Source organism: Mammaliicoccus sp. C-M13 (genome assembly GCF_022386845.1).
In the GTDB taxonomy this organism is placed as follows: domain Bacteria; phylum Bacillota; class Bacilli; order Staphylococcales; family Staphylococcaceae; genus Mammaliicoccus; species Mammaliicoccus lentus.
In genome coordinates this window covers 1-15,165 of record NZ_JAJNHQ010000013.1, presented here as the reverse complement: position 1 = coordinate 15,165, position 15,165 = coordinate 1, and the positions used below count along the sequence as shown (strand labels likewise).

Annotated in this window: 16 protein-coding genes; 5 read left to right on the top strand and 11 right to left on the bottom strand. The window is 30.8% G+C overall.

What is annotated here, in order from left to right; translation table 11 throughout:
- Nucleotides 1–7: 7 nt before the first annotated feature.
- The 6 genes from ccsB to LQ615_RS10605 form a co-directional block, all read right to left on the bottom strand.
- Nucleotides 8–1,225, bottom strand: coding sequence for a c-type cytochrome biogenesis protein CcsB (gene ccsB / locus LQ615_RS10630; protein WP_016999145.1), 1,218 nt, complete (start codon nt 1,223–1,225; stop codon nt 8–10).
- Complete coding sequence (resB, locus tag LQ615_RS10625) at nt 1,218–2,867, bottom strand: cytochrome c biogenesis protein ResB (protein ID WP_016999144.1); 1,650 nt, start codon at nt 2,865–2,867, stop codon at nt 1,218–1,220. The genes ccsB and resB overlap by 8 nt, the downstream gene beginning before the upstream one ends.
- A 13-nt stretch (nt 2,868–2,880) precedes the next feature.
- On the bottom strand, nt 2,881–3,417 hold the full coding sequence (resA, locus tag LQ615_RS10620; RefSeq protein ID WP_016999143.1) for a thiol-disulfide oxidoreductase ResA: 537 nt from the start codon (nt 3,415–3,417) through the stop codon (nt 2,881–2,883).
- 114 nt (nt 3,418–3,531) lie between these two features.
- Nucleotides 3,532–4,269: a pseudouridine synthase gene (locus tag LQ615_RS10615; protein ID WP_016999142.1), complete on the bottom strand. Its 738-nt coding sequence runs from the start codon at nt 4,267–4,269 to the stop codon at nt 3,532–3,534.
- Nucleotides 4,269–4,826, bottom strand: coding sequence for an SMC-Scp complex subunit ScpB (gene scpB / locus LQ615_RS10610; protein ID WP_016999141.1), 558 nt, complete (start codon nt 4,824–4,826; stop codon nt 4,269–4,271). The genes LQ615_RS10615 and scpB overlap by 1 nt, the downstream gene beginning before the upstream one ends.
- Nucleotides 4,813–5,547, bottom strand: coding sequence for a segregation and condensation protein A (locus LQ615_RS10605; RefSeq protein WP_016999140.1), 735 nt, complete (start codon nt 5,545–5,547; stop codon nt 4,813–4,815). Before LQ615_RS10605 ends, scpB begins: the two co-directional genes overlap by 14 nt.
- Nucleotides 5,548–5,641: 94 nt before the next feature.
- Here LQ615_RS10605 and LQ615_RS10600 point away from each other — a divergent pair, with 94 nt between their 5' ends.
- Entirely contained in the window at nt 5,642–6,148 is a 507-nt protein-coding gene (locus tag LQ615_RS10600; protein ID WP_228064608.1) for a DUF309 domain-containing protein, read from the top strand.
- A 93-nt stretch (nt 6,149–6,241) separates the two neighbouring features.
- Here LQ615_RS10600 and xerD read toward each other — a convergent pair whose 3' ends face one another.
- The 3 genes from xerD to LQ615_RS10585 all read right to left on the bottom strand — a co-directional run bounded on the left by xerD (nt 6,242) and on the right by LQ615_RS10585 (nt 8,322).
- On the bottom strand, nt 6,242–7,147 hold the full coding sequence (gene xerD, locus LQ615_RS10595; protein WP_016999137.1) for a site-specific tyrosine recombinase XerD: 906 nt from the start codon (nt 7,145–7,147) through the stop codon (nt 6,242–6,244).
- Nucleotides 7,148–7,239: 92 nt separating this feature from the next.
- Nucleotides 7,240–7,680 carry a ferric iron uptake transcriptional regulator gene (gene fur, locus LQ615_RS10590; RefSeq protein ID WP_016999136.1) on the bottom strand — a complete coding sequence of 147 codons (441 nt, stop codon included), beginning with the start codon at nt 7,678–7,680 and terminating at the stop codon, nt 7,240–7,242.
- Between the two features lie 99 nt (nt 7,681–7,779).
- On the bottom strand, nt 7,780–8,322 hold the full coding sequence (locus LQ615_RS10585) for an NUDIX hydrolase (protein WP_016999135.1): 543 nt from the start codon (nt 8,320–8,322) through the stop codon (nt 7,780–7,782).
- A 76-nt stretch (nt 8,323–8,398) separates the two neighbouring features.
- Here LQ615_RS10585 and LQ615_RS10580 point away from each other — a divergent pair, with 76 nt between their 5' ends.
- The gene (locus LQ615_RS10580; RefSeq protein ID WP_239703852.1) at nt 8,399–9,310 is read left to right on the top strand and encodes an aldo/keto reductase; all 912 of its coding nucleotides are present in this window, start codon (nt 8,399–8,401) and stop codon (nt 9,308–9,310) included.
- Between the two features lie 95 nt (nt 9,311–9,405).
- On the opposite strand, the gene LQ615_RS10575 is transcribed toward LQ615_RS10580, so the two are convergent.
- Nucleotides 9,406–10,155: an SDR family NAD(P)-dependent oxidoreductase gene (locus LQ615_RS10575; protein ID WP_016999133.1), complete on the bottom strand. Its 750-nt coding sequence runs from the start codon at nt 10,153–10,155 to the stop codon at nt 9,406–9,408.
- Between the two features lie 140 nt (nt 10,156–10,295).
- Between LQ615_RS10575 and proC the strand changes: the two genes are divergently transcribed.
- Entirely contained in the window at nt 10,296–11,117 is an 822-nt protein-coding gene (proC, locus tag LQ615_RS10570; RefSeq protein ID WP_016999132.1) for a pyrroline-5-carboxylate reductase, read from the top strand.
- A gap of 88 nt (nt 11,118–11,205) precedes the next feature.
- Here proC and rnz read toward each other — a convergent pair whose 3' ends face one another.
- Complete coding sequence (rnz, locus tag LQ615_RS10565) at nt 11,206–12,123, bottom strand: ribonuclease Z (protein WP_239703853.1); 918 nt, start codon at nt 12,121–12,123, stop codon at nt 11,206–11,208.
- A 199-nt stretch (nt 12,124–12,322) separates the two neighbouring features.
- Between rnz and zwf the strand changes: the two genes are divergently transcribed.
- Both zwf and LQ615_RS10555 read left to right on the top strand, forming a co-directional pair.
- Entirely contained in the window at nt 12,323–13,807 is a 1,485-nt protein-coding gene (gene zwf, locus LQ615_RS10560; RefSeq protein ID WP_064211256.1) for a glucose-6-phosphate dehydrogenase, read from the top strand.
- 28 nt (nt 13,808–13,835) lie between these two features.
- Nucleotides 13,836–14,696 carry a helix-turn-helix domain-containing protein gene (locus LQ615_RS10555; protein ID WP_064211255.1) on the top strand — a complete coding sequence of 287 codons (861 nt, stop codon included), beginning with the start codon at nt 13,836–13,838 and terminating at the stop codon, nt 14,694–14,696.
- Nucleotides 14,697–15,165: the final 469 nt, after the last annotated feature.

Genomic DNA, 15,165 nt, shown 5'->3' with positions numbered 1-15,165 from the left:
AGCAATATTATGCGTAAGAATGTAATCCTGCTACGATTAAGTTAACTGCGATTACATTAAATAGAATGATAGCAAGGCCGCCAACTGCTAGCCAAGCAGATTTTCTGCCTTCCCAGCCTTTACCTAATCTTAAGTGTAGGAATATTGCATAATACAAGAATGTAATGAGTGCCCATACTTCTTTAGGGTCCCAACCCCAATACCTACTCCATGCCATCTGTGCCCAAATACTAGCAAATAATATACCGCCTAAAGCAAATAACGGGAAACCGATTATAACTGAACGATAACCTATTTCATCCATAAGCGATAAATTAACGCGTTTGGTTAATGGTTTTATTAAGCTAAATAAAGTTCGACCTTTGAAAATCAATCTTAGTATACCATAAAGGATTGTACCTATAACAATAGACCATATTACAGTGTTTAATTTTTGAGCATTAATAACTGCAGGTAGTTCAATTTTAGACCATTTTAATATATCTGTACGCTCTTTAGGTTCATAATCACTACCGGACACATGATCAACTAGCAAACTATCTTGTTGTGTAACAAAAGCTGGAAGATGATAATGTTGCACTGAATTACTATCATTCTTATCAATAAAGAAATAAGTGTCATCATAACCAGCGATATCTTTCATGACAACAGTCGTTAAAATAAATCCAATAACAATAACAACGAAATACATAATGACTTCAACAAAGAAACTATGTATAGATTTTTCTTTTGGACTTACTGCTGCTAATAAGTATATTAATCCTGCTACACAGCTAATAGATAAAATACCATAAGATATAGTTACCGTAATAACGTGTATAGCTAACCAACTTGATTGTAAAGCTGGTATTAATGGAGATACGTCTCTTGAGAACATACTTGCATAAGCAATAAGCAACATTGCAATTGGTAATACGAACAATGCAAGAACAGGCGTTTTATAAATAGAATAAATGACTAAGAAGCCACCTACCATCATAATGCCAAACATCGTCAAGAATTCGTACATATTACTTACTGGGGCATGTCCTGCTGCTATCCATCTCGTTATAAAATAAATGATTTGTAACACAAATCCTACTATCGTTAACGTTACACCAATCTTTTCAGCTCGCTTTTTTGAAGAACGAACTGAAAATGAAAATGGCACAACTGCAACAAGATATAAAATAAATGCTGAATATAAACTGATATTACTTATATTTAATATTAAATCTTTATCCATTGTTTGCCTCCTTGCTTTCATGTGAATCTTCTTTTGTATCAACTATATGTTGAATATTATGTTTGTCTAGAACTTGATTGATTTCTTTACTAAATCCATAATAGTTCTTATTTGTATGGCCGGCAATATTAAATTCACCGTCGTTAGCGCTAACCCATACACGTCTATGGTTAATATACGAACCAACTGCTAAACCAATTAAGAATATGATGAAACCAGTTAAGAGAATAGGAAGCGTTAAGTCTTTTTTAACAGCTAATACTGTAGCCCATTGATTAGTAGCATTAGCAAATTTTACTTCATATTGATTATTCTCAGAAATATCTTGAGACTCTTTAATTCTTAAGAAACTAAATTCTGGTTTCTCACCTTTTTTATTTACTTCAAACACAAAAGCAGGATTGTTTGGATTTGGTGTTTTCGTTGCTAGTACACCATTTTCTATTTTTTCATAATCTGGTGCATAACTACGTAATTTAACTGTGTAGTCATTGCCTACTTTATATTCTTTCTTAGGGTTATCCAAATTAACAGTGAATGATTCACCTAATTCTTTTCCATCTTTCGTTTTTAAATTGAATGTCATTTCTTTAAGCAATGAATTATCAAAACTACTTTGATAAAACTGTAAATTATCGTAAGTCAACGGATGGTTTACTTTGATAGAATCTGATTTAACTTCTTTTAAGTTTGCATCTGAGCCGATAACATCCTGTTTACTATTTTTATATAAAGTAGCTTTCGTTTCATAATTTTTCGCTATTTTATTTAGACTTGGATCAATAGATTCAGGATTTGTATTTGATTGAGATTTTTGGTCGTATTCTTCATAGATAAAGTCGTTGTTTTTCATATAATATTCTCTATCTGTACCTGGGACAGGTTTTGTTTCACCTTCTTTAATGTAGACCATCTCATCTAAATAAAAGCCAGGTAAGAAGCGGAGCATTGCACCGAATAATAATATAATTAATCCTAGATGGTTAATGTATGGCCCGTATCTTGATAGACGACCTTTTTCGAGCAATAGATTATCGCCATCTCTTTTCACTTTGTATCTTTTTTCATTAAAAGATTTGCCTAATGCATCTAAATCAACTTTATCTTTAGTAGACATGTATAATCTTTGGCGTTTAAAGAAAGTGATATGCTTCTTAGTTCGTTGTTTTTTTAATGATTTATGTAATGGGAGGCCTCTATCTATACTTGAAGTTATGATAGAGAATGCAACTAAGCCCAGTAATATTAAAAACCACCATGAACTGTATAAATTATGAAAACCTAATTTATAGTATAGTAAACCTAGTGAACCATAATGTTCATAATAATATTGTTCGGGATTTACGTTCATTGGGATAAAATATTCTTGTGGGAATATCGTACCTATTGATGCTGCAATCACGGTAATAACTAGTAATGTGACCCCTGTTTTTATTGACGCGAAGAAATTCCAAACGCGATCCAATAACGTTCTGTTTTTAGTTTTAGACCTTATGGCTTGTCCATCGTATCTCATAACGTCTGTCGTTTTTTTCTTATCGTAGTCGTCGTTAATTAATCGACCACAGTTTAAACAAAGCTGAGTTCCTTCAGGATTTTTGAACCCACACTCACAAACGATTTGCTTGTTACTGTTACTCACCTTTAATCCCCCTCTACTTCACTTTGACCGATTCCATCTCTTTAATGATTTGTTTTTTCGAAAGTTCACCAGTATGTTTTGATTTCACTTTACCATCTTTATCAACTGTTATTGTTGTAGGAAGTGGGTTCACACCGTACGCATCAGTAACTAAATTATCGTTATCCATAGCGACATTAAATGTTGGTGTTTCTTTTAATGAACTTAAATATTGTTTAATTTGTTGTGGATTGTCTCTAACGTGAATAGCTACTACTTCTACGCCTTTATCCTTATATTCTTTATATTGATTTTCTAGCTCAGGCATTTCACGTTTACATGGTTCACACCATGTTCCCCAAAAGTTTATTAAAACTCCCTTACCTTTAAAATCTTCAAGGTTAACTTTTTTACCATCAACTGTTTCTAGCTCGAACAACGGCGCATCATCACCTACTTGAGCCACTTTATCTTTATCTTTTGAAAGACTAGACCATACTGTAAAAACGATTGCTATTAATATTAGAGCTGTAATAACAATTTGCAGTATTTTCTTTTGTTTCCTTTTCATTTAAAAATCCTCCCTAACACAATAAAAAACCATACATATAATATGTTATGGTGTTTTGTTTAGTATATCATGACTAAATACTAGTTTAGTGGCATAATTGTGAACGTTTTCAGCTTATTTACCATCTTGCGCTAGATGTCTTAATACTTTAACCTCATGCGGTGTCAAGGTTCTGCCCTGTCCAGCATTTAAACCTTTTAAATTTAAAGGACCGTACTCTACTCTAGATAATTTAGTTACTTCATGTCCGAAATGACTAAACATTCTTCTAACTTGTCTATTTCTACCTTCAGTTATTGTGATTTCTACATGTGTAACATTTCGGTCTCTATCTTGACTCTTAACTTTTATTAATGCTGGTTGAGTCATACCATCTTCTAACTTAATGCCTTTTTCTAACTGTTTAACCTCTTCTCTTAAAAGGTATCCTTTAAGTTTAGCTATATATTTTTTCTTTATTTTATATCTTGGATGAGTCATTAAGTTTGTGAATTCCCCATCATTAGTCAGAATTAATAAACCTGAAGTATCGTAATCTAATCTTCCAACAGGAAAAATTCGTGTTTTTAAATCTTTGAAATAATCTGTTACAACAGCGCGCCCTTTATCATCAGAAACGCTTGTAATAACTTTAGTTGGTTTATGGAATAATATATATAACTTATCTGGCATTTCAAGAGGAATCCCCTCAACTTCAATGTGATCAGTTTCTTTCACTTTAGTACCAAGTTCTGTTACACGTTCATGGTTAACTGTCACTAAACCTTCTTCTATTAACTTTTCAGCTTTTCTACGTGAAGTATAACCGCTTTTTGCAATAACCTTTTGTAATCTCTCTAATTCTTCGCTCATTATGATTGCTCCTCATTTTCTGATTCGTTCATGCTACTAAAGAATAAATCCATTTCTTCTTGTTCATTTTCATCATTTGTTGTCTTAGGCAAATCATCTAAAGATGTTAAACCGAAAACATTTAAAAAGTATTCAGTTGTATATAACAATTGGCTTCTTGATTGTTCATTATGCTTTGACTCTATTACACCTTTAGCAATTAACGTTTTTACTGAAGCATCAGAATTCACACCTCTTATCACTTCTATATCACTTCTTGTAACAGGCTGATTATAAGCAATAATCGAAAGTGTTTCTAAAGCTGCTTGTGATAATTTTGTGTTTACATTATCCAACATTAATTGCTCTAAATATGGATGCATAATTGTCTTCGCTGTTAATATACACTTGTTACCATAAAAAATAATTTGTAATGTTTCTCTCTCATATTCGCTTGCTAAATCTTTAAGTTGTGACGGTGTAATTTCTAATAACTCACATAATTGATTAACTTCAATTCCTTCATCACCTAAAGAATATAACAATCCTTCTAATAATCCTAATTTACTCACTGACATAATTGACGCCTCGATTTATTGTTATTTCTCCAAATTGATGTTGTTGAAAAACATCAATTTGTCTTAATTTCATCATTTCTAATACTGCTAAAAACATTGTGACTAATACCGGTATTGATAAATCTGGTGGTAACGCTTCGAAAAAATGATAACTTTTCTTATTTGAAAGTTCTTCTCTTATTTTAGAAGTTGCCATTTCAATTGTATAAGAATCTTCATTAACTGTAACATTTTGTGGCTGATTAAAACGTTGTCTCTTTTTAGTCCGTTGATATGCAATGATTAAATCTGTCATATTTAAATCTAACGGCGCTCGTTTATCATGAACAGCTTCAAATTTCGATAAATCAGCTGGCTTCTTCACAAAAATTTGTTCTCTATCATTTTTCTTTTCATTTAACAATTGCGCATATTCTTTATAGTTTTGATATTCAATCAATTGTCTTACTAAATCTTCCCTAGGGTCATCTTCTAATTCATCAATATCGGATGGAGGTGTTGGTAATAATAATTTACTTTTAATCATTAATAATTCTGAAGCCATTACTAAATATTCACTTGCTACATTTATTTCTAATATTTTCATTTGATGGATATAACTTAAATATTGCTCTGTTAATTCCTTCATTGGAATATCATAAATATCTATTTCGTATTTTTGTATCAAATGAAGTAATAAATCTAAAGGACCTTCAAAGGCATCGAGTTTTACTTCATACATTTAAGACTTCCTCTTTTCTATTCCTTTTACGTGCATAAACCTAAAAATTATTATAACATGATTACGTATAAAGATTCTATGCTGTGAGGGATTTATGATGGAAACAAATATTATGGAATTTCATTATCATTTCCATGTGTTAAGACATTATTTTGAGTGTCACGATATTTTAGAAGAACACTGGAAAGAACAAGATAAATTTAGTAAAAATGACCCAATCGTAAGTTTAATATTATTTTCAACGGCTTGTTACCATTATCGCCGCGGAAATGTTAAAGGTGCACTTAAAACTTACCAAAAATCTTTACAAATAGCAGAACTAAATGACCAATTCGATCATTTAGGAATAGAAAAAACACAATATATATCGGTTGTTAATTCTCAAATATTGCGCATCCAACAAAACAAATCATATCAAAATATACAATTGCCTCTAACTTCTGCTTGTTATCAAGCGCTAGAAAGTGCATATGATGATTTTACATTTAATTATGATGAGCAAATATCAGATTATATTAAACACTATCATTTATTAAGAGATCGTACAGAAGTTATTAATAGTCGTAATTTAGCATATGAAAATCGACATGCTAAACGATAAATAACCAGTATACGCTCCCCCATATAAGAATAAAGGCAACTAAAATAATAAGTGTTATGTACTTATTAGATTCATTATTTTTATTTTGTTTACTCAATTTTCATTCTCCTTTTTAGCTCTTGGGTGATAATTTAAATACATGTCTCGTATTTGCTTTTTAGAAATGTGTGTGTAAAGTTGCGTAGTAGATATGTCTGAATGACCCAACATTTCTTGAACCGCTCTTAAATCTGCACCGTTTTCTAATAAATGTGTAGCAAATGAGTGGCGTAATGTATGTGGTGTTAAAGTTTTAGTAATACCTTTCTCTAGTCCAATTTTTTTAAGTATTTTCCAAAAACCTTGTCTTGTTAATTGAGTTCCGCGTGCATTTAAAAATAAAATATCTGTAACTTGTTTTTTCAAAAGGTTAGGTCTTACTTCTTGGATGTAAACACGCAATAATTCCATTAAATGCTTACCAAGCGGAACAATTCTTTCTTTATTTCCTTTACCAAATACACGTATAAAGCCCATTGTAAGGTTAACATCTTCAACTTTTAATTCTATTAATTCTGTTACTCTGACCCCCGTACCATAGAGCAGTTCTAACATTACTCTATCTCTCTCATCTCTAGCATTTGTTATATGACTAAATGTTAGCAGTTGATTCACTTCTTCTTCACTTAACACATCAGGCAATTTTTGTTCATATTTTGGGGTCTCTATTAATATCGTTGGATCTTTTACTGCGTATTTTTCTCTAATTGCGAATTGATGGAAGCTTCTTATTGTCGCAGCTAATCTCGCAATTGTTTTTGAAGACTTTCCATCTTTCTTTAATTCCGCGAAATATTTTTGTATGACGATACGATCTATATTATCTATATGACTAATTTTATGTTCATTCAAATATTCATTATACTGTGACAAATCACGATTATAAGATTGTATCGTATTTTGGCTTAATCCTTTTTCTAATCTAATAAAATCTATAAATTCATTGATAATTTGCTCCATGTATTCACCTCATTGTTGAACTTATTTTACCATAAAAAAAGACATCACTAAAATTTGTGTTAAACACCTTTTAGTAACGTCAGCTTAAAAGATTAATCTTTTTTACATCTATGGCAAATACCATGAAAAGTTAATCTATGATCTAAAATTTTAAAGTCGAATTCTTTCTCTACACGTTTTTCTACATCTTCTAATAAATCTTCTTCAATTTCATCAACTGCTCCACATTCCATACATACCATGTGATGATGGAAATGCTTCGCTCCTTCTTTCCTTAAATCAAATCTTGCTACCCCGTCCCCAAAATTAATTTTGTCGACTACTTTTAATTCTGCTAATAATTCAAGTGTGCGGTAAACAGTAGCTAAACCTATTTCAGGCGCTTTATCTTTTACTTTAAGATAAACGTCTTCTGCGCTTAAATGATCAGATTCATTCTCAAGTAATACTCTAACAGTTGCTTCTCGTTGTGGCGTTAATTTATAGGAAGCTTTGTGTAATTGCTCTTTTACACGTTGAATACGTTCTTCCACGGTGACACCTACTTTCTTAAATAAAATCATTATCAATTAGAAACATTTCGTATACTAAATTACCAATAATTTTATAAAAAAGCAAGCGAAAACTTTGTATTATTTAGAATGATTATAATTTAATAATAAATATTGAAACGCAATCATTGTTTTTGCATCTTCAATTTTTTGAGATAACAATAAATTTTTAACTTCTTCAATTGTATATTTTTTAATATCTAGAAATTCATCTTCATCTAACTTCATTTTTCCTTCAGATAAATTATCAGCTAAATAGATGCTTATTTTCTCATTACAGAATCCAGGGCTTCCGTATACTTCACCTATTAATTCTAAGTCTTCTGCAATATAACCAGTTTCTTCTTCTAATTCTCTTAATGCAGCACTTTTTCTTTCTTCACCAATCTCCAATTTACCAGCTGGAATTTCTATTAAAACTTTTTCCATTGCTTTTCTAAATTGTTCTACGACTAATACTTCTTTTTCAGGTGTTATAGCTAACACAGCTACAGCTCCATTATGTAAGACAACATCTCTTGAGCTCGTTTCACCATTAGGTAATTTGATTTCATGTTTTTCTACTTTAAAAATCTTACCTTCGTAAATTAATTCTTTACTAATTGTATCTTCTGTTAACTTCATTCGAGCGTGCCTCTTTTCATTTAAATAATTAATCTGATAAACTTAATATATAAAGTGTAGCGAAAGGAGCTTCAATATGCAAAAAAATACTTTAAAAAGTGGTATAGAAATATCAGAAGTTGGCTTAGGTTGTATGAGTTTAGGTACAGATGTTGAACATGCTGAAACAATTATTGACGAAGCAATTAACCAAGGAATAACTTATTTTGATACAGCAGATTTATACGATTATGGTGAAAATGAAAAAATAGTTGGTAGTTTGCTGAAAAAATATCAAAATAACAGTGATATTGTTATCGGCTCAAAAGTAGGTAATCATTTTGATAAAGAAACAAAAGAACATCATTGGGACCCTTCTAAAGAGCATATAATGAAAGGCATTAAAGATACATTGCAACGCCTAGACGTAGAACAGTTGGATTTATATATGTTACACGGCGGTACAATAGAAGATAACAAAGATGAAACTATTGAAGCGTTTGAAAGGTTAAAAGAACAAGGATTAATAAGAGCATATGGTATTTCTTCTATTCGACCAAACGTCATTGATTATTATTTAGAAAATAGTAATATCGAAACAATTATGATGCAATTTAGCCTTCTAGATAATAGACCAGAAGCTCTGACAGAAAGAATCAACGATAAAGATATTAAAATATTAGCTAGAGGACCTGTTTCTAAAGGTTTATTGACTGATAAATATAATAAAGTTTTAGAAAATAAATTCAAAGATGGTTTATTAGAATATAATGCAGATGATTTAACAGAAACAGTAACAAAGTTAGCAGAAGAATTTGATAATCTTTCAGCTGTTACTTTTAACTATTTAAAATCATTCGAAGCATTAGGTTCTATTATCACAGGTGCAAGCTCTAAAGAACAACTTATTACAAATATGCAACATTACAATGAAAGTCTTTCAGAAGACCAAATTAACCATGCAAGATCAATTGTTAAGAACTTAGAATATACAAATCATTTAAACTAATAATCTAGCTTATGAACGTATATCTCTTATTAAAATAAAACGCCTCATCCGTTAGTTTTACTTCTCGGATGGGGCGTTTTCATTATAAAAACCTATTACATCTTACTTAAAAAAACTTTTTTAAATATTTTTTCTATTGTTCTTGGCGCTAACTGATAAAATCTAAGTCCAATATCCATCCACTTAGGTTCATTTATTTCTATCGTTTTATTAATCATACCTTTAATAATTTGGTTTGCTAAAACATCAATATCCAATTGTAGAAATTCAGTAGATTCATTGTATGAACCAGATGGATCAGCTTTTAAATGAAATGACGATTTAAATGGGCCTGGATTTACCGTTAAGACATGTAAATCTGGTCTTTCTAATCTTAAGGCGTTTGAAAAGTTTATTAAACCTGCTTTAGAAGCGGCGTAATGGCTTGCATACGGCGTTGTTACTTTTCCTGAAATAGACGCAATATTTACAATTGATGCCCCTCTTTTCATGTTTGGCAACAATATGTTTTGTAATAAAATTAGGTTGACCAAGTTCGTGTTGTATATAGCCATAATATCTTCAAAACTATGATTATCATTAGATTTAAAATAACCTAATCCGGCATTATTTATGATGCCATCGTATTTATGATTTAAACTACCCATATTAATAATTTCATTTGAATTATTTAAATCTAATATGATTGTATCTTCAATATTATTATATTTATTTTGTAAAATTTGAGCTTTTTCTTTATTACGAACTATTATTGTAGCTTTTGCGCCGTATAAATTTAAATAATGAATTAGACTTTCTCCTAATGAACCTGTAGCACCCGTTACAATAAAATGTTTACCTATCATAGTTATCACCTTTTTATATGTATTATTATAAATGGTAACACACCTTCTAGTAATTGATTAATATATACCGAATCATTTTTGACATAAAAATTAATTACTTTATAATGAAAATGAAATCCTACGGAAGTGAGTGATTAATAATGAAAATTGTTTTTTATGGTTCAGGCAACATGGCTAACGCAATTTTTACTGGTATTGTTAACAGTAAATCAATTGAGCCGGAGAATATTTTTTTAACAAATAAATCAAATCAAGGAGCTTTAGAAGACTATCATAATTCATTAGGTGTCAGTTACAGTTATGATGACGCCGAGTTATTAAAAGATGCTGATTATGTTTTCTTAAGTACTAAACCTTATGACTTTCTAAAATTAGCTGAGCGTATTAGACCTCATATTAATGCAGATAACAAATTTATCTCTATCATGGCAGGGTTACCTATAAATTATATTAAAGAACATTTACAAAATGATAATCCTATCGCTAGAATTATGCCGAACACGAATGCTCATGTTGGTCATTCAGTAACAGGTATTAGTTTCTCTTCAAACTTCGGCCCTACTTCTAAACAAGAAGTTTTAACGTTAATTGAAGCATTTGGAACTGCTTTAGAAGTAAAAGAAGATCATTTACACCAAGTAACAGCGATTACTGGTAGCGGCCCCGCATTTTTATATCACGTATTTGAACAATATGTTAACGCAGGAACTAAGCTTGGTATCGAACAGTCTCAAGTAGAAGAATCTATAAAAGAACTTATCATCGGTACTGGTAAAATGATAGAACGCTCTGACTTAAAAATGGATCAATTGCGTAAAAACATTACATCTAAAGGTGGAACGACACAAGCAGGATTAAATGCTTTGAGCAATCACGATATAGAAGCAATTTTCACTGATTGTTTAAATGCTGCTGTAAAAAGAAGTATAGAATTAGCTGAAGCAGATGAAGATAAATCTTAAAGTGATAATACTTTAAAAAACGCCAATTCGTTAGTTCATAACTTAACTAACGAATTGGCGTTTTTAATTATTTTATGTGCGTGAGAGCTTATACTTGATATGTTTCATAGTCATTAACAAAGTTAAATTTATGGTGTGTTATTTTGTTAATTTCTTCTTCGATTTCTTCGATTTCTTCTATCTCATATCTATTTGATAAATGTGTGAACAATGCTCTTTTTACATTAGCTTCGGTCATTAAAGATAAGACGTCATCTATGTGGCTATGATAATAATCATTAGCTAGATTCTTATCACCTTCTATATATGTTGTTTCATGAACAATAACATCTGCATCTTTCGCTAAAATCAATTCATTTTCACATGGCATCGTATCACCAAAAATTGTGATGACTTTACCTTTTTTCTTTGGCCCTTTAAAATCTTTAGACTGATAAGTTTGGTTGTTATAAATAAAGGTTTCATTAGCTTTAACCTCTTGATATAACGGACCAGGCTCCATACCAAGTTCTTTCAATTTATTAACGTCTAGCTTACCTTCTATATCTGGAGCGGTAATTCTATATCCGACTGATAAAATGCCATGTTTCAATGGTAAAGCTTTTATGTGAAAACCATCGACGTTTAAATCTGTATCAGTATTAAATTCATTAATCGTTATTTGATAATTTAAGTGGGATTGAGAAATTTCTAATACTGTATTTATAAATTTAGATATTCCTTTAGGACCTACTATCGTAAGAGGTTTATCTTTTCCACCTTGGAAAGATCGACTTGTTAATAGTCCAGGCAGACCAAATATATGATCTCCATGTAAATGTGTAATAAAAATATGACTCACTTTACCTAGCTTAATACCTGTATGTAATATTCTATGTTGTGTAGCTTCGCCAACATCAAATAGCCATATTTTATTTTCTTGAGGTAGGCAATTAAAGGCAATAGATTGCGTATTTCTCTCTTTGGTCGGTAAACCAGCACTTGTACCTAAAAATGTAATCTCCATCGTCTTCCTCCTAACGACATTATTATAACACGTCTTTTAAATTTATATTTATAAAAAAATAATTTCGAGTATACTAATATGTATAGTAATATTTCAATTATAATTTTGATAGTTCAAATTGAAGAATATCAAGAAGTATCATGTTATAATAAATGATATTGCATAAAGATAAAAAAGTCAGAGAATCGAGGTAATCAAATTGGCAACTGAAACTAAAAATATACCATGTTTAATTACAATATTTGGGGCGACTGGCGACTTAAGTCACCGTAAACTTTTCCCATCTATTTTTCATTTATATCAACAAAATCAACTAGACGAGCATATTGCAATCATAGGTGTTGGTCGTAGAGATTGGTCTAATGAAAAGTTCAGATCAGAGATTAAAGCTTCTGTTCAAAAGCATGTTCAAGACACAAACAAATTAGATGAATTTATGGAGCATGTATTTTATCAGTCCCATGATGTTAATGATGCTACAAGTTATCAAGAGCTTTTAGAATTTGCGAATGACCTAGATTCAAAATATGAACTACAAGGAAATCGTTTGTTTTACTTAGCAATGGCACCTCAATTCTTTGGAACAGTTACAGATTTCCTAAAATCTTCAGGTTTAACAGAAACAGATGGATTCAAAAGACTTATCATTGAAAAACCGTTTGGTAATGATTTAGCATCTGCTGAAGATTTAAATGAACAAATAAGACGTTCATTCAAAGAAGAAGAAATATATAGAATCGACCATTACTTAGGTAAAGATATGGTTCAAAACATAGAAGTTTTAAGATTCGCTAATGCGATGTTCGAACCATTGTGGAATAATAAATATATATCAAATATTCAAGTTACTTCATCTGAAATACTCGGCGTTGAAGATCGCGGTGGATATTATGAAGACAGTGGTGCATTAAAAGATATGTTCCAAAACCATATGTTACAAATGGTTGCTTTACTAGCAATGGAACCCCCTATCAGTTTAAATAGTGAAGATGTCAGAAATGAAAAAGTTAAAGTCCTTCGCTCTATTAGACCTTTAGACGAATCAGAAGTTAAGCAAAACTTTGTTCGTGGACAATATGATAGAGGACAAATAGACGGAGAACAAGTTAAGAGTTATCGCGAAGAAGATAAAGTAGCCGATGATTCAAATACCCCTACATTTGTAGCCGGTAAATTACTAATTGATAATTTCAGATGGGCTGGTGTACCATTCTTCATAAGAACAGGTAAACGTATGAAGAAAAAAGGAATACAAGTTGTAGTAGAATTTAAAGAAGTCCCAATGAATTTATATTATCAAAGAGATTCACAACTTGAATCTAATTTACTTGTTATTAACATTCAACCAAATGAAGGTTTATCATTACACTTAAATGCTAAAAAACAAGTTCAAGGTATTGAAACAGAACCTGTTCAACTTTCTTATTCGATGAGTGCTCAAGATAAAATGAACACAGTTGATGCTTATGAGAATTTAATTTTTGACTGCTTAAAAGGTGATGCAACAAACTTTACGCATTGGGAAGAATTAAAAGCTACATGGAAATATGTGGATGTAATACAAAATGTATGGGACAATGATAAAGCCCCATTCCCTAATTATAGAGCTGGCACAAATGGCCCAATTAAGAGTCAATTATTGTTGTCAGTCGATGGATTTAAATGGTGGGACGATATAAATTAATCTTTCTACCCACAGGAGTGACTGAACTTTGGAAGTAATTAAAGATTTACAAAGAGTGATTGTTTACATAGAAGACCATTTGTTAAGTGATATTAGTTTACAAACTTTAAGCGATTATGTAGATAAATCCCCTTTTCATATAAACCAAACTTTTACTATGATAGTAGGTATGACGCCTTTAGAATATCAATCAGCAAGAAGAATGACCGAAGCGGCCAAGGATATTTTAAGTGGACACACAAGGATATTAGATATAGCTATGAAATATGGTTATCGTGATGCAAACTCTTTTGCACATGATTATAATGCTTATCACGGTATCAGCCCACTACAAACAAAGACACATCAATCTATGCTTAAAATTAAAAATCGAGTCTCTATCAAACTTACAGCTACTGAAACAGAACCTTTAAATTATACTTTACAATATAAAGACGATTTAAATTTAGTAGGTAAAAATTATCATTATCAAGCAAGCGAATTAGATAACCATTTTCTTGTACCGGATTTATTGGAAATGTTAATTGAAAATAAATATGTCGAAGATTTTATTAGGTATAATGACGTTAAACCAAATCAACTTTTTATTATACGAAGACCACTTCTAGATGGTTTAGAAGTTTTCGTCGGTGTACCAAGTGATCGTTATCCAGGGCATTTAGATAACTATTACTTACCTAGTCATCATTTTGCTACTTTTAATTTACAAGGCGAATTGGATTTCGTCGTAAGTGAAGCATGGCACCATATTGAAAATCAATGGCAATTAAAAATGCCTTATTTACATGATGACTTTTATGTTGAAGTATACCCACTAGATGTTAACTTTGATCAAGAAAGTACTAAAGTACAATTATGGATACCTATTGATTACGAGAAATTAGATTAAATATAGATAAATAAAAGCAGTGAAGAAAACCCTATTATTATAGGAATTCTTCACTGCTATTTTTATATACTGTTATTGGATTAAAATTAAGTACGACGTATACATAGGTGCTTTTTTATGAAGTGCAGCCATCGTTATTGGATTTTCTACCTCGTTAATCCAAATAAATACCCTGTTATTGGATTTTCTTCCTCATTAATCCAAATAGACACGCTTTTATTGGATTTTCTAACTCATTAATCCAACTAACCACACCTTTATTGGATTTTCTAACTCATTAATCCAACTAACCACACCTTTATTGGATTTTCTAACTCATTAATCCAAATAGACACGCTTTTATTGGATTTTCTTCCTCATTAATCCAAATAGACACGCTTTTAAGTCAAGTCCATATTTATGTGTAATATCTTTAGAAGTAATCAACCATTGGTTTTTTAGAATGTATTAACAAAATAAATCTGTTTGA